Genomic DNA, 21341 nt, shown 5'->3' with positions numbered 1-21341 from the left:
ACCATTGTTACTCATTAGGAGTGCCCATGTCTGAAATTATTATGAATCAAGAAACCTTAGCTACACAGGTTCCAAGCGTATTACCACTTTTAGCGCTACGAGATGTGGTGGTTTATCCACACATGCAAATTGCGTTATTTGTAGGTCGTGAAAAATCGATCAAAGCAGTTGACGTGGCTCGTAACAGTGACAATCTTGTATTTGTAGTTGCACAACAAGATTCTCTTACAGAAGAAATTGATCACGACAACTTATATCAATATGGTACTGTCGCGAAGATTGTGCAAGTTGTGAATCATGAAAATGATGAAAACTGTATCAAAGTATTAATCGAGGGTTTACAGCGTTCTAAACTGGTAAAAATCATTGATAATGATGATTATTTATCAGCTGAACATGCAATTAGCCCAATGACGGTTAATATTGAAGCTGACTCTCAAGAAACACGTGTGCAAGAACTTCGCGTTTTATTTGCCCAATATGCAGAAGCAAAATTACGTAATGCACGTGAATTGATTACTGCTGCAAATAAAATTGATGATTTATTGCAACTGTTGTTCTTCGTCGCTACTCGTGTCCCATTGAACATTGATGTAAAACAAAAGTTCTTGGAACATGATGACTTTGAAGCACATTTGACTGAGCTCATGACTTATTTGTTACAACAATCTGAAGAACAACAGATTGAACAAACTTTGCATGATTCAGTAAAACGCCAAATGGAGAAAAACCAGCGCGAATATTTCCTGAATGAAAAAATGAAGGTGATTCAGCGCGAACTTTCTGACATGAATGGCGGTGCTGAAGATGATGTTGTAGAAATTGAACGTCGTCTTGAAGAAGCTGATTTACCAGAACACGTGCGTAAAAAAGCGGAATCTGAATTCCGTAAGCTTAAAGCAATGCAACCTGCTTCAAGTGAAGCTGCTGTGGTGCGCAATTATATTGAGGCGATTTTAGATACGCCTTGGAATAAAGCCAGCAAAGTCAGCATTAACCTGAACAAGGCACAAGAGATATTGGATGCTGACCACTATGGTCTGGATGAAGTTAAACAACGTATTGTTGAATACCTGGCTGTTCAATCGCGCGTTAAAAAACTTAAAGGTCCGATTCTTTGCCTGGTTGGTCCTCCAGGGGTAGGTAAAACTTCACTCGGTGAATCGATTGCCAAAGCCACAGGTCGTGAATTTGTACGTATGGCTTTAGGTGGTGTGCGTGACGAAGCGGAAATCCGTGGTCACCGTCGTACTTATATCGGTGCGATGCCGGGTAAAATAGTACAGTCATTGACAAAAGTAGGCGTGAAGAACCCTCTGTTCTTGCTCGATGAAATTGACAAGATGGCACAAGACTACCGTGGCGACCCTGCTTCTGCTTTGCTTGAAGTACTTGATCCATCACAAAACAGTAAGTTTAATGATCACTATTTAGATCTTGATCTTGACCTTTCTGAAGTGATGTTCATCTGTACTGCAAACAGCATGAATATTCCTGAAGCATTGCTTGACCGTATGGAAGTGATTCGTCTACCAGGTTACACCGAAGAGGAAAAAGTCAATATTGCTGAGCGTTACCTGGTTCCTAAAGCCATTAAGGACAACGGTTTACGTGCTAAAGAATTGACTATTCATGAAGAGGCAATTCGTGACATCGTACGTCGCTACACGCGTGAAGCAGGTGTACGTAGCCTTGAGCGTGAAGTCTCAAAAATTGCACGTAAAGTTGTGAAAGAAGCGGTAAGTAAAAAAGCCAAAAACTTGCATATCGATGTGACGGCTGAAAACTTGCCTGATTATCTGGGTGTACATAAGTTCGACTTCGGTATGGCAGAAGAAGAGCCGCAAGTAGGTCGTGTAAATGGCTTGGCGTGGACATCGGTCGGTGGTGAATTGCTTTCCATTGAGGTTGCAGCGGTTAAAGGTAAAGGTAAGTTCATTACCACCGGTTCACTCGGTGATGTTATGAAAGAATCTATTACTGCAGCAATGACTGTGGTTCGTACCCGTGCAGATGCACTGGGGATTGAGGCTTCAAGATTTGAAGAAACCGACATCCATGTGCATTTACCTGAGGGCGCAACCCCGAAAGATGGTCCATCTGCAGGTTTGGCATTAACAACTGCCTTGATTTCTGCCTTCACTGGCATTCCAGTTCGCGCAGATATCGCCATGACAGGTGAAACCAATCTGAGCGGTCGTGCAATGCGTATTGGTGGCTTAAAAGAGAAACTTTTAGCAGCACATCGCGGTGGCATTAAACTGGTGTTTATCCCTCAAGAAAACGTCCGTGACTTGGTGGAAATTCCAGACAACGTGAAAGCAGGCCTTGAAATTAAAGCAGTGAAGAGTATCGATGATATCTTGCCATTGGCTTTAACCGAAACGCCAAAACCTTTACCTAAAAATCCGATTGTAAAACCGGTTGAAGAAAGCAAAGCTGCGCGTCATTAATCGCATTTCGATACAAAAAAGAGAGCTTCGGCTCTCTTTTTTTATGATGAAAAGTTTTATTATATTAATAAAGCATATGCTTGAAAAATGTAGCTCGAGCCCTCAATTATTATTAGATAGACACAGATGCACTGTATGTTTCTGATTAACAAGTTATGTGAATGGTCATCTACATCTCCAGGTGGATGACCTTTTGATCGCAGTCCCAGTCTTCATTAGGGGCTGCGTTTTTTATTAATTAGTTTTTTATTACTCAGATTAAAACCTCAGGCTATACACCAGCCCATCGACTACATTGGCCATTTTTTCAATATTCAGTGTTTTTAAAGTATCTCTCTTGCTATGGTAATACTTATTTCGAAAAGAAGCCGTATCCGTAATCATTATTGCCGGAATTCCGAACTTCCAATAATTTACATGATCAGAAAATTCCATTGCTGAAACAAACCAAAGTTTAACCATTCTTTGGCACTCTAAACGATTCAACATCTGCATCGATTGACAATACTTTGCCCCCAAACCATAAGACTTTAGATTACCTACAGCTGCAATAAAATTGCCATGGCTTGGATACAACCACTTTAAACCCAACGGATATTGCTGCACCAAATTTTCATCATAGTAGCCAATCATTTCTAAAATATAGACCCCGTGAATTTTATTCTTTTGTGCTTTTACCGATTTGGCATGTACATAACTTCCCATATGCTCGGTTTTGAAAAATGGCCGTTCTTGCAAGGTATAAAATACAAAATCCACATTATTGGTGAGCTGAGATTTTTGCTGTGCCAGAATACGTGCAGTTTCAATCACCCCCGCAACACCGGAAGCATTATCATCAGCGCCTTGCTGCTCACCAAATACGTCATAATGCGCCCCGACAATCACTTTACCAGAATGACCGGACCTTAAAGTACACACCACATTACGATACCCCAAACCATTCACCGAATAGTTTTGATACTGGCATGGAATACCAAACAGACGCATCTGTTCTTTGATCCATGCAGAAACACGGTGTAATTCTGCGGTATTCTTATAATTCCGATACCCCTGCTGACCGATAATTTGCTCCAGATAGACTTTTAAATTATCGGTACTCGCCAGTGTCACGTTAGATACTGCCCAAGATGAAGAATTAAAAAAAATAATGCAAAGGAATGTACTCAACAATAAGCTTAAATTTAGACCATTTTTTAATCTCATTTAATTATTTATTCCTTTTTATTATTGGTCTTTAATCCATTGCTGAAGATTAAAGCAGCATCTCGTACGACTTTTCAATTTCAATTTGTTGCGCAAAATAAGTAAAATCCGTTTTAACGTTTATAATAAAGACGACTTTAAAATCATCGAATCTTATGAAAATCCGTATTATTACCATCGGTCAAAAAATGCCAGCTTGGGTCCTCACTGGTTTTGAAGATTACTTCAAACGTATCCAGCCTTTTGTGCAAACCCAGATTATTGAATTACCCATGGCAAAACGCGGGAAAAATGATTCGGAAGCAGATATTTTAAAATATCGTCAGATTGAAGGTGACAGCATTCTGAACGCACTTAAGCACAATGAAATCCTGATTGCACTTGAAGTCGGCGGCAAGGAATTCAGTACCGAAAAACTGGCTGAAACCATGAAAGGATGGATGCTTGAAGGCAACGATGTAGTTTTAGCGATTGGCGGTCCAGATGGCCACTCTGAGGCAGTGCGTAAAGCCGCTGCATGGCACTGGTCATTATCGAAGCTGACCCTGCCTCACCCGATGGTACGAGTGATGCTGATTGAGCAGCTATACCGCGCAATGAGCATTAACAATAATCATCCTTACCATCGTGCAGGTTAAATCAACAGCTCAAATGATTCATTTTAGTTTTCACAAAACTGAAATAGCGTCATTGTCAGTGTTTAATCTTGATGAGAAGATGATCGAATGTATTTTCTCATCGTTGCATTTATGCAACAACATGTTGAAATAAAATCCATTTATTCTATATCTCCTTTTTGGCATCATAAGTATCATCATTCCAGTCAATATTATTTGAATTAGGCGCATCATCATGAATTTACAAACTTTACCCGGTTTATTTATTTCACATGGATCTCCCATGCTTGCGCTTAATCCAGAGCAAGTAGGGCCGGCTTTAGAGCGCTTAAGTGTGAATTTACCTAAACCTGAAGCGATTGTGGTGATGTCGGCACACTGGGAAAGTAATGCGCTAGAAGTCAGTAGCAGTGTACGTCCTGAAACCTGGCATGACTTCCGTGGCTTTCCCGCTGAACTTTATGAAATGCGCTACCCTGCGCCAGGACAGCCCGAGCTGGCTGAAGAAATTCTGCATCTTTTAGCCAATGCAGGCTTGGCTGCACATGCCAATAGTACTCGCCCACGTGATCATGGGGTCTGGATGCCATTGCTGCATATGTATCCAGATGCAGCTATTCCGGTAGTAGAAATCTCGTTACCCATCAACATGTCTGCTGAAGATATTTATAAAATTGGTCAAACACTGGCTCCCTTGCGTGAAAAACAGGTGTTGATTATTGGTTCGGGTAGCATTACCCATAACCTTGCAGAGCTGGCTTGGCGTGGCGAATCTGCTGAAGTACCTGAATGGGCATCCACCTTTCGCAATTATGTAGTCAGCAAACTAAACCATGACGATTATGAAGCAATACTGGATTGGCCAAATATTCCTTATATAGAACGTAATCATCCAAGCTTAGAACACTTCGCACCACTCTTCTTTGCCATGGGAACAGGTCATCGATTTAGTATCGTGCACAGCAGTTTCAGTATGGGTTCCCTCGGTATGGATATTTATCGTTTCGACTAATTCATGAATTTTCATTCATAATTAACAAAAAATAGTTATGGATACATTTTGATACTTAATGCATCAGAATGTATCCATATTGTTTGAAGCTTTATCCGGTATTCTACTAAAAATTCTTCAAAACCAAGTACTTTTAAATGAAACTTAAATTTTTAGCGATTGCCCTTTTCCCACTTACGCTTGCAGCCTGTCAATCTGGTGATATCCACAAAGTTGGAGATGTTGCTGTGTCCGTATTACAACAAAATGCAGACAAGACCCTTGCCTCTTATCAATGGAGTACTCCTACTGGTACTGCACCTAAACCGTTGGTACTCAATTTTGATGATAAGGGGCGTCTTGGCATTGCTACCAGCTGCAATGGTATGGGAGCCAGCTGGAAGATAGAAAATAATCAAATAGTGACAGATAATTTAATGGCCACCCAAATGGCATGTGAAACCAATGCCATGGAACAAGAAAGAGTAGCTAAAGATTTATTCGATAATCGCAAAGCACCTTTTGTATTAGATTTAAAAGATTCACAAAATCCAACATTGACGATCATTTCAGCCACAGGTCAAAAATATGTCTTTACTGGAAAAATGACTCCAGAAACAAAATATAATGCTCAGGCGGAAATCATTTTTCTGGAAATTTCACCTGAAACTAAAGCATGTACGGGTGTAATCGCGCAAACATGTTTACTCGTCCGGGAAATCAAATACAACGACAGTGGTATAAAAACCCAAGTGGATAAAGACTGGACTTTATTCTACGACAAGATTGAAGGTTTTGAACATAATCCAGCTGAACGCCAGGTGATTCGTGTGAAGCGTTATGAAATTAAAAATCCGGCAGCCGATCAGTCTAAATATGCGTATGTACATGACATGACTGTAGAACGTGCAACTGTAAAATAATTTTGCTTGTTTCAGATATAAAAAAACCGAGGCCATCGCCTCGGTTTTTTTATATCTGAAAATATATTCTTAGAATACGCCTTGAGCCAACATCGCATCAGCAACTTTTACGAAGCCCGCAATGTTTGCACCATCAACATAGTTTACCGAACCATCTTCTTTAGTACCGTATTTAACACAGTTGCGGTGAATTTCTTTCATGATTGCATGTAGACGTTCGTCAACTTCTTCAAAAGTCCAACCTAAACGAATCGCATTTTGAGACATTTCAAGACCTGAGGTTGCAACACCACCGGCATTTGATGCTTTACCTGGCGCATAAAGAATTTTCGCTTCAACGAATTTCTCAACAGCTTCTAAAGTAGATGGCATGTTTGCACCTTCAGCAACACAAATTACACCGTTTGCAAGAAGAGCAGCCGCATCATCACCCTCTAACTCATTTTGAGTTGCACATGGAAGTGCGATATCACATTTGATTGACCAAGGGCGCTTGCCTTCAAAGTATTCAAAACCGTGTTTAGAGGCAAATTCCGAAATACGACCACGTTTAACGTTTTTAAGTTCCATGACTTCAGCAAGAAGCGCTTCAGTGAAACCATCTTTCACATAAACAGTACCGGCAGAGTCAGAAAGTGAAACTACTTTTGCACCCAAATACATTGCTTTTTCAGCAGCATATTGAGCGACGTTACCAGAACCTGAAATCGTTACCACTTTATCTTTGAAGCTTTCGCCACGAGTTTTCAGCATTTCCTCAGCGAAATATACAGTACCAAAGCCGGTTGCTTCCGGACGAGCCAATGAACCACCGAAGGTCAGACCTTTACCTGTGAATACACAAGCAGTGTCATTACTCAACTTTTTCATCATGCCAGCCATGTAACCCACTTCACGGCCACCTACACCAATATCACCAGCAGGAATATCGGTATTTGAACCGAGGTGACGATAAAGTTCAATCATCAGCGCTTGGCAAAAACGCATGATTTCGCCTTCAGACTTCCCTTTAGGGTCGAAGTCTGAACCACCTTTACCACCACCCATAGGGAGTGTAGTTAAGGCATTTTTAAACGTCTGTTCAAAACCTAAGAATTTAAGAATTGAAAGGTTCACCGATGGGTGGAAACGCATTCCACCTTTGAATGGACCGATTGCTGAATTGTACTGTACACGGAATGCACGGTTGACATGTGTTTGGCCTTTGTCATCAACCCAAGAAACACGGAATTGAATCGCACGTTCTGGCTCAACCAAGCGTTCAAGTAAACCATGATCAGCATACTCTGGGTTCTTTTCAATGAACGGCCAAAGGCTAGTCATTACTTCTTCTACAGCTTGTAGAAATTCAGGTTGATGTGCATCACGTGATTTAACGTAATCTAGAAAGTCGTTAAGGCTGTTATATTTCAACACTTAATCCTCAGCAGAAAGATGGATCAAAATTGGTCAAATTTTCAATAAATGATAATTTTTGGCGCAAAATATTAAATAGCTTTTGTAACCATAGCACAATACCTTTTTTTAAAAAAACTTAAATAATATTTAATAACATATATTTATTTTAATTATAACTAATTTTTATCTTGTCGCTAGAGTGATGTAATGTTACTGTTTTTTCTTTTTTTCGCCCAATAATAATGCGCTTATCGCTCCAATTTCGGGCATAAGATTAAACACAGAAATCATGCTAAAATCGTTCCCATCGTTTTAATTCTCTTTTCTGTATGCTGCTATGTTCTTCAGCAGGCATGGTCTACTCATGAATTCGCAACTTGCTCTCATCCAAAATATTGATGCTCTCCTTCCTCAAACCCAATGTGGCTTATGTGGTCATCGGGATGGATGTCTACCTTATGCAAAAGCAGTCAGCGAGGGTGAAGAAGCAAATAAATGTGTCCCTGGCGGTCAGCCCGTTGCCGATGCCTTAGCCAGTTTATTGGGTCGTGCCAAGCTAAAAGCCGAAGAAAGCATTTGGCCAATTCAAAGTGATGGCCGTCCGCAACGCATGAAAGCCATTATTCGCGAAGATGAATGTATCGGTTGTACCAAATGTATTAGTGCCTGCCCTGTGGATGCCATTATTGGCTCGGGTAAACTCATGCACAGCATTTTGACCGACCTGTGTACAGGTTGCGAATTGTGCATTCCCCCTTGCCCGGTCGACTGTATTGATCTGATTGCAGACCATCATGCAGTGCCTGATGAAACCATGCGGATTGTGGAACAAAATGACTTGCGAAATCGTTACTATTCACATATTCATCGTGAAGAAAAACGAGGTTTAAACCGTAAAGGTCCAGTGGTGCGTGCCAATATCGATACTGCATTATTTGCTCAGTTTTCTGCACAAAATGACAGTGTTCCAGATATTGTAATTACCCAGACTGAAGCCAAACCAACAGTCCATTTAGATGCCAAATCTACCATCGAACTTGCAAAAATTCGTACACAAATCAAAAAATTGGAAAAACAGCTTAGTGTGCGTGAAGATACAAAAAAACGTCTACAATTAGATGAACTTAACCAACAGCTTAATGTTTTGCAAGGAGCCTAAAGAATGCCTGTAAAGAATATGACTAAAAAACAAATTCAGGTATTTTTTGAGCGATTACGTGAACAAAGACCCCACCCGAAAACCGAACTGAATTACACCAGCCCTTTTGAACTTTTAGTGGCTGTAACACTTTCTGCGCAAGCAACCGATGTCAGCGTGAATAAAGCCACGGACAAATTGTTCCCTGTTGCCAATACACCTGAAGCCGTTTATGCACTTGGTGTTGATAGCTTGAAGCAATATATTAAAACCATTGGCCTATATAACGCCAAAGCTGAAAATATCATCAAGGCCTGCAAAATACTGATAGAGAAGCATAACAGTGTCGTACCGAATAACCGTACTGATCTGGAAGCCCTGCCCGGTGTTGGACGTAAAACCGCAAACGTAGTACTGAATACGGCCTTTGGTCAGCCGACTATGGCCGTAGATACCCATATTTTTCGCGTAAGCAACCGGACGGGTCTGGCCATTGGCAAAAATGTGCTAGAAGTTGAACATCGACTGGTCAAGGTAATTCCTAAAGAATTTATGATTGACTCGCATCACTGGCTGATTTTACATGGTCGTTATACCTGTGTTGCCCGCAAGCCGAAATGCTATGAATGTGTGGTCGCAGATGTATGCCAATGGCCAGACCGTTTTGAATTTGGCGCAGCGAAAAGTATTCCGGTAAAAATGATTGAAGATAAAATCTAAATTCAGTGTTTGTCTTTATTTTTCTGTTGTAGTTTAGGATGTAGCTGACGCTCGGGTTGGCTATTTTTCTTTTCTGTAGCTTCCTGTTTTTCTACGCGGCGCAAGAATTTAAAACTTTGCACCATTAAAGCCAATACTACAATACCAAAAAAAATCATCAATGCAATTAAGCCAATTTTTAGCAAGTGTTGGTCCTCAAAAAAAGCGTACAAATTAAAAGAGCCCTAATATGACTTAGGACTCTTTTAATGTCAAAACATTCGCTGCACTAGGCATACGAATTATTTTGATTGATCTAAAATCGCGAACAAATCGGCTTGAACTTCTTCAATCGGACGAAGACCATTCAATTTGTTATAAGTCGGTGCATTTTCACCAGACACTGCACGACCTTGATAGAAACCGACCAATTGTTCAGTTTCAGTGTGATATGAACCCAAACGTTTACGAATCGTTTCTTCCTGGTCATCTGGACGCTGAACCAAATCTTCGCCAGTTTCATCATCTTTACCTTCCACTTTAGGTGGGTTGTAAACAGTATGATAAATGCGACCAGAAGCTGCGTGCTGACGACGACCTGAAAGGCGTTGCACGATTTCTTCATCAGGCACATCAATTTCGATCACGTGGTCGATATTAATACCTTCACTTTCCAAAGCTTCTGCTTGAGGAATGGTGCGTGGGAAACCATCAAAAATGCAGCCGTTTACACAATCAGGCTGAGCAATACGTTCTTTAACCAAACCAATGATTAACTCATCAGATACCAAGCCGCCATTGTCCATGACAGATTTAGCTTGTAGACCTAATTCAGTTCCTTCACGAATTGCAGCACGGAGCATATCACCGGTTGAAATTTGTGGGACATTGTAGCGCTTACAGATCAACTGAGCCTGTGTACCTTTACCTGCTCCAGGTGGTCCGAGTAATATAATGCGCATAAAAAAACATCCTCATTTAACAATGTATATGACACTTTGTTCAGGTCAAATCTATTGATTCAACATTCAGTCCAGCATCTAATTATAAGAAAGCCACAAACAAATGGATTGTACCCGCTATAAATCCAGTTACGCCACCCAGGACAATCAAAATCCATTCGTCTTCCTGAAAAGCAGGACGTAATAAATTCTGAAACTCTCTTGGGGTGAGTTCTAGAATACGGTCTTTAAACATTTGATAGATTTTCTGTGCACGGCTCGCATTAAAGGCAGGGTCGCATACAGGTACCATCGTAATTTCAATTGAGCGATCGATCAAGTCCGTCTTGAGTTTTGCGTACTCTTTTGGCCCTAATGAGAGCTGTAAAGACGTTCTAACCAAAGGTGTTTCCATAATTTCGTTAATATGACGTTTAACAATACGGCGAGTTTTATTTTTTTTCCCCCCATACATCATCTCAGTCATGATCGATTTTAACGTAATTAGGTCTTCCGTGACTACACGTGCAAATACATCTGACACTTCTTCCTGGCGTTTCATAAACGCGCCCTGAATATTGTAGGTGCCAATACGTGGAATTACAGGTTTCACCCAAGGGAACTTGCGATTCTTGGTCAATTCAAAGAATTGCGGATAACGGACATAATGCGGCTCAAGTGGATTAAATACCATCCAGATCGCAATCCAGTTGGTCAAAAAACCCCAAATCGCTGCCCAAAATGGTACAGTCCAATGCCAAGGTACAACAAACCAGACAATCATCTGAATGATACCAAAGAACATCCCGATTAACGCACTAATATGCCAAATAAAGTTGATCTCTTTCTGACCTACTTTCAGAAACATATTCACCATTAATCGGCGATCACCTTCCATTTGGCGCACCACCATTTCCCGCATATCCACAAGTGACTCGACGTTCATGGTCAGTTCGGTCACAAGTTCTCTTAAGATACCTGGCAACTGCTTGTGTGCCTGAGCATAAATACGGCGTTTAATCGAATAAGGTAAATTTTCCCAAAACACTGCATTGCGGTCAATCATCATCTCATCAATGATGTGTTCAAGTTCAAATCCAACCTGTTCACCAATGATCCGCGCCATATCTTCGGGATCCATCGCATCCAAAAACTCACGCAATGAACCTAGTTTAGATAAGGTATTATCAGTGATAATCCCTGAAATACGCCCGGCTTTCCGCGGCACAATGCCCTGCCACCCAATGGGTAATGAACCTAAATAGAATCCCCAAAATGTAATGGGATAAAAGACCATTTTAAGCGCCATCCACACATGTGCCCAAGTGACAAAAGCAGTTACAGGAATAATGCTAAGTACTGCCCAGAAATCTGGGCGTTTCAAGAAGGTTTGCCACAATTCGTTGACGTACTCAAGCATGCATAATATCCATTTTAATTTTTAATCACCCAATACTAAATCGTATAAAACTGAACATTTTCACTATAAACCGATGCTTAGAGTATAGGAGAATTGTATTCTCGGCTCTGTTTCAGCGACCACCTTGCCATTTCTATCTTCTAGCTCTTCACCGGCACCAATGCCGATACTAAAACTACTAATCCGTTCCTTGCTTAACAGAACATAGGCGAGATCTACACCTGCACCCAGTCTTCCTTCGTATTCATTATCTACAGATCTACTTTCAATATGTCCAGCATAAACACCTAAATAATAACCATTTTTATCCTTACCTGTCAGGTGATAGGGATAACGAAAGCCCACTTGTGCCCCTGGATTTTTGTCATCATTCAGGAAGACTCCAGCTTTTGCATAGGCGATTCCATACGGATTGACCCATTCTGCATTTACATGAACTAATTTTTGTGTAAAACCAGCCCCAACATTCCAGGCTTTTGCACTTTCAGGCGTTAATTTTGCTTCTGGTAAATACGGATTATCTTGTGCATGAGCTACATTTGCGAGCACAAAAAATGCCAACAAAGAAGATGCTTTTGTGATTATTTTCATCGTTGTCCCTAATTTTATTTTTAATACAGTCCTTTTTTCAATTTTGACTTTAGCAGAATTAGCAGAACTCTTATATACTGCACTTTACAATTTTAATGTCTGTAAAGTCAAAGTTTAAGCTAAACCAGTGCAACACTTCTCCTGAACAAATATCAAAAAATCATGACATGCGTTAGAATACACCACCCGTTTTTCCCACTCTCCTGTATGTAAGTCGATCACGTATGAAGCAGCACTTTCCTTTAAAAAATGTCCAACAAGAAAAGCGCATTTATCGCAATCGGGTGTTTATCGCGGTCGGGATTGTTGTATTCTTTCTTTTATTGCTGATTGCCCGTTATGCGTATTTGCAAATTGCACATTACGACGAATTTTCAACGGCCTCAGATCAGAACCGCATTCGGCTACAACCTTTAGCGCCTGCACGTGGCTATATCTATGACCGGAATGGTATTTTACTGGCCGACAATTATCCGGTGTTTTCAGCAACCATGTCACGTGCTGATGTTCAAGATATTGATGATACCGTTAAGCGTTTAACTCCCATTTTAGCCTTAACTGAAGAAGATATAGACCGTTTCAGCAGTCGAATCAAAACTTCCAAAAAAACCGAACGTGTTTCACTTAAATTAAATTTAACTGAAACAGATATTGCCAGATTTAGTGAAGTGAAATTTCAGTTTCCGGGGGTCAATATACAAACCCAAATGACCCGTTATTACCCGCATGGTGAATTGTTTGCGCATGTGATTGGTTATGTCGGCCGGATCAATGACAAAGAATTAAAATCGATTGATAAAGATTTATATGCCGGCACCAACCTGATCGGGAAAATCGGGGTGGAAAAATCTTATGAAGACCTTTTACACGGTGTACCCGGCAATGAATCGGTTGAAGCTGATGCGCACGGTAATGTGCTGCGTAATTTAGGCCGTAAAGATCCTGTTCGAGGTAATGATTTATATCTTTCAATTGATTATGGTTTACAAGTCATCGCCACAGAACAGCTGGCGGGTCGTCGTGGCGCAATTGTGGCACTGAATCCCAAAACGGGTGAAATTTTAGCGCTGGTTTCAAGCCCAAGTTTCAACCCGAATCTGTTTGTGACCGGAATTAGTAATACCGACTATAGTGCGCTGCGGGACAATCTTGACCAACCGCTTTATAACCGTGCAGTGCAAGGGGCCTATCCTCCCGGCTCCACCATTAAGCCAATGTTCGGGTTAGGCGGCATCCATTATGGTTATGTCGACTGGGCAACTGCTATCTCTGACCCGGGCTATTTTACTTTACCAGGTGACAGTCACCGTTTCCGTGACCATAAAAAAACCGGTCACGGTGCTGTAAACCTCCATAAAGCGCAAGTGGTATCTTGTGATACTTACTTTTATGTCCTGTCTTATCGTATGGGTATAGAAAAAATGAATGCCTGGATGCGCCAATTTGGTTTTAGTGAAAAAACTGGCGTGGATTTACCGAGCGAAAGTACCGGTTTGTATCCAAATCCGGACTGGAAAATGCGCACCCGTAAAACCAAATGGATGAAAGGTGAAACCATTTCCGTGAGTATTGGCCAAGGTGCCTTTACTGCAACGCCTCTACAACTCGCCATGGCCACTGCCATTACCGCAAATCAGGGCGCGCATATTACCCCACACGTGCTGCGTGAAAGTCATGGTGCAAAACCGTATGAAGCTCACAATGCTCCAGATGGAGTAATTCAGTTTAATGGTAAACCCGAAGACTGGATTAAAATGCGTGACGCCATGGTAGATGTAGTCGAAAGTGGTACCGGTCGTGGTATCCGCACCCCGATGTATCACATTGCAGGTAAAACCGGTACCGCGCAGGTTAAAAGTATTGCCCAGGGTAAAAAATATAACGAATCATTATTAACCGAGCGTCAACTTGACCATGGTTTATTTGTCGGTTTTGCTCCAGCTGAGAATCCAGAAATTGCCGTTGCCATCGTTTGGGAAAATGGTAAACATGGGGGGTCAGCAGCCCAATTGGCACGCCCTATGTTTGATTACTGGCTGCTCAAACGTAAAAAAAATCCAATCCGTCCATCCGGTCATCAAATTAGTGGTGGCTTAATGACGGCAGGCATTAAGCCGGGAGAATTACCCAGTGGCACCGCCCCAGTAACAGCAGATGCGAATAATCCTCAATCAGCGTCGCCTGCCACCGAGTCTGTGCCAACTACAGCAGCAGCAACCCCTCTTCAACCTGTAGAAAGTGAGTGATTTATGAAAAACCAACTTCGTATTATTGGTGGGGAATGGAAACGTCGCCAACTTGCTTTTGCCAATATTGATGGTTTACGTCCGACACCAGATCGTGTCCGTGAAACTTTGTTTAACTGGTTGATGTGGGACATTCAAAATTCCAATGTCCTAGATGTGTGTGCGGGCTCTGGCGCCTTGAGTTTTGAAGCATTGTCACGTGGTGCAGCTCAAGTGGTAATGATTGAACCGAATCGAACTCAAGCGGCTTTTTTAACCGATAACTTGCAGCTACTTAAAGTGACCAATCAACATGCAAAATTAAAAGTTGCCACCGCTCAGCAAGTCTTGCCTCTACTCAAAGAACAATTTAATCTGGTTTTTCTGGATCCGCCCTATAGCTTGAACTTGTGGGAGGAACTGGCTCAACTCGCCGATCCTTTAATCAAGGATAAGGCTTTTATCTATGTGGAAGCAGATCTTGAGTTGAATCAGCTCAAACTTCCCTCTTCTTGGCAACAGATTAAACAGACCAAAGCCGGCACGGTCCGCGCGGGACTGTATCAAAAAAATGCATCATGAAGACCACAATTAAAAAGGATTCCTTTAAGAAATCCTTTTGAGGTCAAATAATAGAGTTTACACATTAAAGATTGGGTGACTGACCAATTAACGATTCGGAGGGGGTGGAGGCGGATTCCGATCGTTTCTGCCAGGATTCCAGTCAGGACGGTCTTTGTTGTTGTTCCAGTCAGGGCGGTCTTTGTTGTTCCAGTCCCGGTCACCACGTTGTTGATCGTGATGTTTATCTCGGTCTTTATGGCCACGATAATCACCATCATGAGGATCCATAACACAACCAGTTAATGAGACTGCCAATACAGAAAGCAATATTACTTTTTTCATCATGTCCATTACCTCTTGCTGTACAGCTTTCAGTATCAGGCAATTTGATTGGGAATTCAGAAACTCCCTGTTGGATTCTTGTATTGGTTTATTCTGTATTTTTCCTAGTCCAAAAATTGCAATACACATCTTTCTCTTTGTTTAGTTAAATTTATACTTAGATTTGCATAAATACAGCTAAATTTAAGCTTGGCTTTTTTAGCTATCTTTTGAATACTATTGACTTTTCATTTGTACTGACCTCTATATGATCTGGTTGTTATTTATTGTCGGCGCAATGGTCGCAGGTTTTGTACAAGGGCTTACCGGCTTTGCTTTTGCCCTTATTGCCATGTCATTCTGGGTCTGGATATTACCTCCGCAAATTGCTGCACCTCTGGTGGTGTTTGCTTCGGTATGGAGCCACATGGTTTCATTATCTAATGAGCAAAAGCATTCTCATCTCAATAAATCACTGTTTTTTCCCTATTTAATTGCAGGACTGATTGGCGTGCCTTTAGGCACTTATTTATTGCAAATTATTCAACCCGATACTTTTAAATTGGTTTTAGGCTTATTTTTAGTGCTGTGGTGTCCGATCATTTTCTTCAATCCACAATTTTCAAAACTACAACAATCAGGCAAATTTGCGGATAGTCTGGTTGGATTTATCGGTGGAATACTGGGTGGTTTAGGTGGATTTTGCGGGTCACTCCCTTCGGCTTGGGTCATGCTGAAAAACTTATCCAAACAAGAGCAACGCTATGTTTTACGGCATTTTAATTTCGGCATTCAGCTGTTCACCCTGGTAGCCTATCTACTTCAAGGCACACTCGAAACACAACTGCTGCCTTATATGGCCATCTTGCTGATCAGCGTCAGTTTCCCGGCAATATGGGGAGCAAAATTATTTTATAAAATTTCAGAGCGGCAATTTAAACATAGCGTGTTAAGTTTGTTATTTGCTTCGGGAGGCTTTTTAATTTTTAGCACCCTGCTCTGGACTTATCCAACATGAAATATTTGAAACTCACATGTCAAGATCTGGAGTATTTTTTCCTGAAAGATATTCAAAAAAAATGAGATAAATATCATTTAATCAAAAAACATCCACTTGATATTTGATATGCCATTAATGCAAGAGAAAGTTTTATACAATAACTTACCCTCTCCACTAGTTTTTCTAAAAATGAAAACCTTGATTTTATTAGCAGGGATAATGCCGCTAACAGGCTGTAGCTTAGGCACATCTGGCGATGTCAGACATGCCGAAAAAATGCTTTCATACTTTCAGTGCAAGAAAATTGAAATTACCCAGATGGCACATACTTCCATCACCTCATATCATCAACAATCCCTGGCTTCTAGCCGTCAAAAAGCTGAATCTTATGTGCAAAGTTATAAAGAGGGTGAAGAGTTATTTGATGTTCCATTAAGCGAGGTAATTAAGGAACAATATGGCATTTACCAGGAAGCTTGCCAGCATTTAGGTGGTATTAGTCCAACCCCCCAATAAATAAGCTTATTTCTCTCAGTGATTGAATGGTCCATGGATCTGAGTAAGAATACTTAATCACAAATGGACTGGTAAATGCTGAAACGTCGAGCTAAGGCTTTTGTGATTTATAAGTCTAGTTCGTATTTTAAAGCAAGACAGGGAGCTATTCCCTGTCTTATAAATATTATGCTTCAGTATAATAACGCTTATCGACACTAAAGTTTTCTGGAAATTTAGCGTTAATTTGCGAATAAAAATCCATAATTTCAGCCATGTCTTTTCCATAATCCCCAGTAGGATATACAATTTTTCCTACACCCGTTTTTTTCTTGGCATAATCCATATAAGCCAAGGCAATCGGAACACCTGCAGCAGTTGCCACATGATAAAACCCCGTTTTCCATTGTTGTTGTTTTGCACGTGTGGCTTCAGGTGTCACCAGCATTACCAGCTTTGGATGGTGTTTGAATAAATCGGTCATGACCTCCACCATACTTGGTCGTGGCTCCCCTTGTTTTTTAGGTGTGCGGTCAATGCCGATACCCCCCAATGCACGCACGAAGGGTCCAAATGGAAACTTCATATAGCTGTCTTTAATGGTTAAACGAACATTCACCCCCAAAGCTTTTAGGGCTAAACGGGCATATAAAGCATCCCAATTACTGGTATGTGGTGCAGCAATCATTACGCATTGATCTAAATTAAGTGGCCAATGATTATCAATTTCCCAGCCCATCATTTCCAAACTTTGTTCAGCTAATTTTTCGAACACAAAAACACCACACCTTAATAAAGTGCGCAAATTTTAACAAGGTCGCTGAAATAAGATAGTTTAATACGCATAATTAATGATCAATTAATATATAAATGTAGATTTAAAATTTAAAAGAAATAGGTATATTATTCATCTATACATCATCAAAAAACTTATTTTTTAAAAGTGCAAAAAATTTACATATTAGTTCTTAAATAAAAACAGTTATATCTTTCATAAGACCCCATGCGGATAATAACAAAGCACGAACAATATCACTCTTTAATAAACGGACTTTCCTACGTAGTTTTAAAAGTTACGTTGCCTGATAAAAGGAAATAAATCGTGAAAACAACAATATTAATCTTGCCTCTTATCACTATCACTCTAACTGCCTGCAGCAAACCCAATACAGATACGCATGAAAGTAATCGAGCACCTGAAAATACGGTTACTCAAACTATAAAACCCAGCAATACTTCACCTGCAACAGCGATGGGCGCTACTGCAGAAACTGCACTGGATTGGGCGGGTGAATACAAGGGTGTTTTCCCCTGTGCGGATTGCCCTGGCATTGAGACCGAACTTGAGTTAAAAGCAGATAAGACCTATGAATTAACACAAGAATATTTAGGTAAAGGAAAAAATAAAGAATTTAAAGTAAAAGGCACTTTTAGCTTCGATCCCGATCATCCATCTATCATTCGCCTGGATAAAGCAGGTGAAAATCGTAAATTTTTTATAGGGGAAAATTTTGTTGAAGCCCGTGATATCAACACGGGGAAAGTGATTGATTCAAAGCTGAATTACAAATTACAAAAAGATCTTAATTAATTTAGCTTCTTTCTTCTCTGCACAAAAGCCTGAAAATCGGGCTTTTTTAGTTCCTGTATTTTTATATATTCGTCACGATTTGCTACAAATAAATCATTTATTTAGCAGTTTAATACTGGCGAGATTAATTAGCTACGCTTATGGTGAGAAAAATATCTTTTTAATTAAATGATCATTATGAAACAAGCAATGATTGCACTTAGTTTTTTTGCCATGTTAGTTTCAAATGGCTGCGACAATACGAGCCCATCATTGCTGAATGAAAAAGTCAAACCATCTGAACAACCTTCACAACCAATACAGGTTCAAATTCCAGATTGGGTGGGCCATTACAAAGCCTTTATTCCTTGTGATACGTGTGAAAAAAAACTCGTTTCCCTCCGACTCCATCAAGACAAAAGCTACACGCTAAAAGAAGCACGTTTTTTTAAGCAAAAGATGAAACAGAAAGAATCTGCAGGTGCATTCACTTTCGATGAGAAAAATGTAAATTTATTACAATTAATCGATGCTAAAACCAAGAAAAATCGTTATTTTTCTTTGCTCGATCATTCAATAGAAGTACTTGATCAGAATAAAAAACCCTTTAAAGATTTTCAGCAATACCAAATTCCTCAAGTGCAAAATATTGAAGTCAATAATGCACTCAAATATGTAGATATACACGCTGATTTATTTAAATCGGAAAAAATACAATTGAATGGTGTTGAAAGCACCAAATTGACGTATTTTTTTGAAATTAATAACCACTCAGATCGACCGCTCAAATTACGTGACACTGATATTGTTTTAATAGATACAAAAAATAACGAGCATATTTCTACACTTGAAAACAATCCGGTTTTACCGATTAAAGTGAATAAAACTCAATATGAACTGGTATCGTTTATTTATCCTGAATCCTATCAAGCGGCTTATATCAACATTAAGTAATTTAAAAATTGATAAAAAAATCCCCGCAAAATGCGGGTATTTTTTTGTTTAATCCATACTTTTTAACAGGTAATTATTTACCGCCAAAAACGTATGATACACCTACACGACCACCAACTTCACTACCCCCAGCAAAACCAAGTGCTGCACTTACAGAAGTACGGCCATCAGCAAATACACTTGCAACACCTAAAGCAGCTGCAGATTCACCTTCATAGTGACCTACACCACCAAATACTGCGAACTGACCAGCACCGATGTTAGGAATTTGTTGTTGAGCCGCTAACGCGATAGCGATACCACGATAAGAAGTTTTCTCTACATCATCAATACGGCTGTTCAATTGACCAACACGGCTATTGAATCCTGAAACTGCATTATCAGTATAAGCATTTGCAGATGCTAAAGTTGCTGCATCACCCTCTACAGCCGCAACACGAATCGCTTGGCGATCTGTTGCTGCTGCTGTTAAACCTGCATCAACTGCAGCTACAGCTTCAGTTACGAATGTTTGATTTGCAGCCAATTGAGTTTCAACTTGTGCCACAACTTCCTGAGTTGCTTCCCCTACAGAAGTCTGAATATTTTGAACGATGCTTACACCACCGATCTGGAAGTCAGCAGCATTGATCACACCAGTAGTGGTAATACCTTCAGCATTTACTTCTGTGAACTTATCTGCTTTACCAGTTTCTTTTTGAGAAACAAGTACACCATAAGTATTTTTACCATCTTCATCAGTTTTTACAATACCAGTAGTTACTGATTGAGCAGTTTCAACAGGCTTATTCTCAGCACCACCTAAATTATACTGTTTACCAGCCTCTAGAACGCTCCCAACATCCGCATTACCCACAGTAAGAGTATTAGCATTGTCATACGACAATGTAGACTCACCATAAGTTACCTTGTCAGCCCCTACAAATGCTTGAGTAGTTTTGCTTTCAGTTTTTGAATCATTCAAACCATTTGCAGCACCAGCACCGATTAATGCTAATTTAGTTGTATCACCCTTATAAGCTGTAAGATCAGTACCATTTTCAGCAACTGAATAGAAATTACCAGCTACTTCAATTACTTCAACCGTATTATCTTTACCATAAGCTTTCACCTCTTGGTTAGGGGTTGCAATACCACCAAAATTAACAGTTTCAGTTACCAGACCTTTTTCAAAGTCAACCTTAACGTTAGGATTAGCAGTATTGGCATTACCAACTAAGCCTAAACCTTTTGAAGTTAATGCTGTACCAGATGTAACTGAAGATAATACTTTATTATCTTTATCATAAGTTGCAGTTAAATCGCTAACTCGAACGCCAACACTATTTTCACTAATATCACCAGCAACGAAGTCTTGTTGTACAGTCTCTTTTAAATATGCATAGCCTGGAACATAGATATCCGCATCGATACCTTGTTCTGTGCCTGCTGCTGGTCCTGTGATGGTACCACCAAGAGAAGTATTACTTTCTTCACCAAATACTACAGTATCCGACCATTTCTCAGCGAAAATAGTCTCGTCGCTCCAACTTCCAGTATAAGTTTCTTCATATTCTTGACCAAGGAGCTCTACTGAATCAACCAACCCACCACGTAAAAGGTTGGTGTATTTAGAAGCATCACCTTCAAACTTAACAAAACCGGTATCTTCTAGAGAATAAGCAATACCATTGATTTTGTAGATCACGTCAGTAGCCGAATAATCAGTAGATTTGCCGTATTGATAAACTGGGGTTTTACCCTCTACAGGTTGAGGTGCTGCATTTACTGCTACTGCTGAAAATGCAAGTGCAACTGCTAATAGAGTTTTTTGAAATTTCATACAAATTTCCTTC

General features: G+C 40.3%; 21 protein-coding genes. 12 read left to right on the top strand and 9 right to left on the bottom strand.

Annotated elements, in window-relative coordinates:
• Nucleotides 1–26 precede the first annotated feature (26 nt).
• Nucleotides 27–2453 (top strand): endopeptidase La, encoded by a 2427-nt coding sequence (gene lon, locus ACKI4H_RS16375; RefSeq protein ID WP_407307597.1) that lies wholly within the window; start codon nt 27–29, stop codon nt 2451–2453.
• A 258-nt stretch (nt 2454–2711) separates the two neighbouring features.
• Here lon and ACKI4H_RS16370 read toward each other — a convergent pair whose 3' ends face one another.
• Nucleotides 2712–3659 (bottom strand): M28 family peptidase, encoded by a 948-nt coding sequence (locus ACKI4H_RS16370; protein WP_407307595.1) that lies wholly within the window; start codon nt 3657–3659, stop codon nt 2712–2714.
• A 155-nt stretch (nt 3660–3814) separates the two neighbouring features.
• Between ACKI4H_RS16370 and rlmH the strand changes: the two genes are divergently transcribed.
• The 3 genes from rlmH (at nt 3815) to ACKI4H_RS16355 (ending at nt 6190) form a co-directional block, all read left to right on the top strand.
• Nucleotides 3815–4297 (top strand): 23S rRNA (pseudouridine(1915)-N(3))-methyltransferase RlmH, encoded by a 483-nt coding sequence (gene rlmH, locus ACKI4H_RS16365; RefSeq protein WP_407307593.1) that lies wholly within the window; start codon nt 3815–3817, stop codon nt 4295–4297.
• Between the two features lie 214 nt (nt 4298–4511).
• Nucleotides 4512–5288, top strand: a complete 777-nt coding sequence (locus tag ACKI4H_RS16360) for a dioxygenase (RefSeq protein WP_407307591.1) — start codon at nt 4512–4514, stop codon at nt 5286–5288.
• Between the two features lie 137 nt (nt 5289–5425).
• On the top strand, nt 5426–6190 hold the full coding sequence (locus tag ACKI4H_RS16355) for a DUF4377 domain-containing protein (protein ID WP_407307589.1): 765 nt from the start codon (nt 5426–5428) through the stop codon (nt 6188–6190).
• Between the two features lie 69 nt (nt 6191–6259).
• Here the strand turns inward: ACKI4H_RS16355 and gdhA are convergent, their stop codons facing one another.
• Nucleotides 6260–7606 (bottom strand): NADP-specific glutamate dehydrogenase, encoded by a 1347-nt coding sequence (gdhA, locus tag ACKI4H_RS16350; protein ID WP_407307587.1) that lies wholly within the window; start codon nt 7604–7606, stop codon nt 6260–6262.
• A 346-nt stretch (nt 7607–7952) separates the two neighbouring features.
• Here gdhA and ACKI4H_RS16345 point away from each other — a divergent pair, with 346 nt between their 5' ends.
• Together ACKI4H_RS16345 and nth are read left to right on the top strand one after the other, a co-directional pair.
• The gene (locus ACKI4H_RS16345) at nt 7953–8747 is read left to right on the top strand and encodes an RnfABCDGE type electron transport complex subunit B (RefSeq protein ID WP_407307585.1); all 795 of its coding nucleotides are present in this window, start codon (nt 7953–7955) and stop codon (nt 8745–8747) included.
• Nucleotides 8748–8750: 3 nt separating this feature from the next.
• Nucleotides 8751–9446, top strand: coding sequence for an endonuclease III (gene nth, locus ACKI4H_RS16340; protein WP_407307583.1), 696 nt, complete (start codon nt 8751–8753; stop codon nt 9444–9446).
• Between the two features lie 2 nt (nt 9447–9448).
• On the opposite strand, the gene ACKI4H_RS16335 is transcribed toward nth, so the two are convergent.
• The 4 genes from ACKI4H_RS16335 to ACKI4H_RS16320 all read right to left on the bottom strand — a co-directional run bounded on the left by ACKI4H_RS16335 (nt 9449) and on the right by ACKI4H_RS16320 (nt 12368).
• Nucleotides 9449–9631 (bottom strand): hypothetical protein, encoded by a 183-nt coding sequence (locus ACKI4H_RS16335; protein WP_407307581.1) that lies wholly within the window; start codon nt 9629–9631, stop codon nt 9449–9451.
• A 96-nt stretch (nt 9632–9727) separates the two neighbouring features.
• Nucleotides 9728–10387 (bottom strand): adenylate kinase, encoded by a 660-nt coding sequence (gene adk, locus ACKI4H_RS16330; RefSeq protein WP_407307579.1) that lies wholly within the window; start codon nt 10385–10387, stop codon nt 9728–9730.
• 82 nt (nt 10388–10469) lie between these two features.
• A complete protein-coding gene (locus ACKI4H_RS16325; protein ID WP_407307577.1) occupies nt 10470–11786 on the bottom strand; it encodes a hypothetical protein in 1317 nt (438 codons plus the stop codon).
• 63 nt (nt 11787–11849) lie between these two features.
• Nucleotides 11850–12368: a hypothetical protein gene (locus ACKI4H_RS16320; protein ID WP_407307698.1), complete on the bottom strand. Its 519-nt coding sequence runs from the start codon at nt 12366–12368 to the stop codon at nt 11850–11852.
• Between the two features lie 233 nt (nt 12369–12601).
• Here ACKI4H_RS16320 and mrdA point away from each other — a divergent pair, with 233 nt between their 5' ends.
• Nucleotides 12602–14623, top strand: a complete 2022-nt coding sequence (gene mrdA / locus ACKI4H_RS16315; RefSeq protein ID WP_407307575.1) for a penicillin-binding protein 2 — start codon at nt 12602–12604, stop codon at nt 14621–14623.
• Between the two features lie 3 nt (nt 14624–14626).
• Nucleotides 14627–15184, top strand: a complete 558-nt coding sequence (rsmD, locus tag ACKI4H_RS16310) for a 16S rRNA (guanine(966)-N(2))-methyltransferase RsmD (protein WP_407307573.1) — start codon at nt 14627–14629, stop codon at nt 15182–15184.
• Nucleotides 15185–15271: 87 nt separating this feature from the next.
• Here the strand turns inward: rsmD and ACKI4H_RS16305 are convergent, their stop codons facing one another.
• Complete coding sequence (locus ACKI4H_RS16305) at nt 15272–15511, bottom strand: hypothetical protein (RefSeq protein WP_407307571.1); 240 nt, start codon at nt 15509–15511, stop codon at nt 15272–15274.
• A 244-nt stretch (nt 15512–15755) separates the two neighbouring features.
• Between ACKI4H_RS16305 and ACKI4H_RS16300 the strand changes: the two genes are divergently transcribed.
• A complete protein-coding gene (locus ACKI4H_RS16300; RefSeq protein WP_407307569.1) occupies nt 15756–16505 on the top strand; it encodes a sulfite exporter TauE/SafE family protein in 750 nt (249 codons plus the stop codon).
• A 171-nt stretch (nt 16506–16676) separates the two neighbouring features.
• Nucleotides 16677–17003 carry a hypothetical protein gene (locus tag ACKI4H_RS16295; protein ID WP_407307695.1) on the top strand — a complete coding sequence of 109 codons (327 nt, stop codon included), beginning with the start codon at nt 16677–16679 and terminating at the stop codon, nt 17001–17003.
• A 166-nt stretch (nt 17004–17169) separates the two neighbouring features.
• On the opposite strand, the gene ACKI4H_RS16290 is transcribed toward ACKI4H_RS16295, so the two are convergent.
• Entirely contained in the window at nt 17170–17757 is a 588-nt protein-coding gene (locus tag ACKI4H_RS16290; protein ID WP_407307567.1) for a 1-acyl-sn-glycerol-3-phosphate acyltransferase, read from the bottom strand.
• A gap of 327 nt (nt 17758–18084) precedes the next feature.
• Here ACKI4H_RS16290 and ACKI4H_RS16285 point away from each other — a divergent pair, with 327 nt between their 5' ends.
• Entirely contained in the window at nt 18085–18573 is a 489-nt protein-coding gene (locus ACKI4H_RS16285; RefSeq protein ID WP_407307565.1) for a copper resistance protein NlpE, read from the top strand.
• A 189-nt stretch (nt 18574–18762) separates the two neighbouring features.
• Nucleotides 18763–19506 carry a copper resistance protein NlpE N-terminal domain-containing protein gene (locus ACKI4H_RS16280; RefSeq protein WP_407307563.1) on the top strand — a complete coding sequence of 248 codons (744 nt, stop codon included), beginning with the start codon at nt 18763–18765 and terminating at the stop codon, nt 19504–19506.
• A gap of 73 nt (nt 19507–19579) precedes the next feature.
• Here the strand turns inward: ACKI4H_RS16280 and ACKI4H_RS16275 are convergent, their stop codons facing one another.
• Nucleotides 19580–21328, bottom strand: a complete 1749-nt coding sequence (locus ACKI4H_RS16275) for a YadA C-terminal domain-containing protein (protein WP_407307561.1) — start codon at nt 21326–21328, stop codon at nt 19580–19582.
• Nucleotides 21329–21341 lie beyond the last annotated feature (13 nt).

The sequence above is a fragment of the Acinetobacter sp. genome, assembly GCF_045628685.1.
Taxonomy (GTDB): Bacteria; Pseudomonadota; Gammaproteobacteria; order Pseudomonadales; family Moraxellaceae; genus Acinetobacter.
Note: the sequence above shows the minus strand (reverse complement) of the source record. Positions and strands in the feature narration are given on the sequence as shown.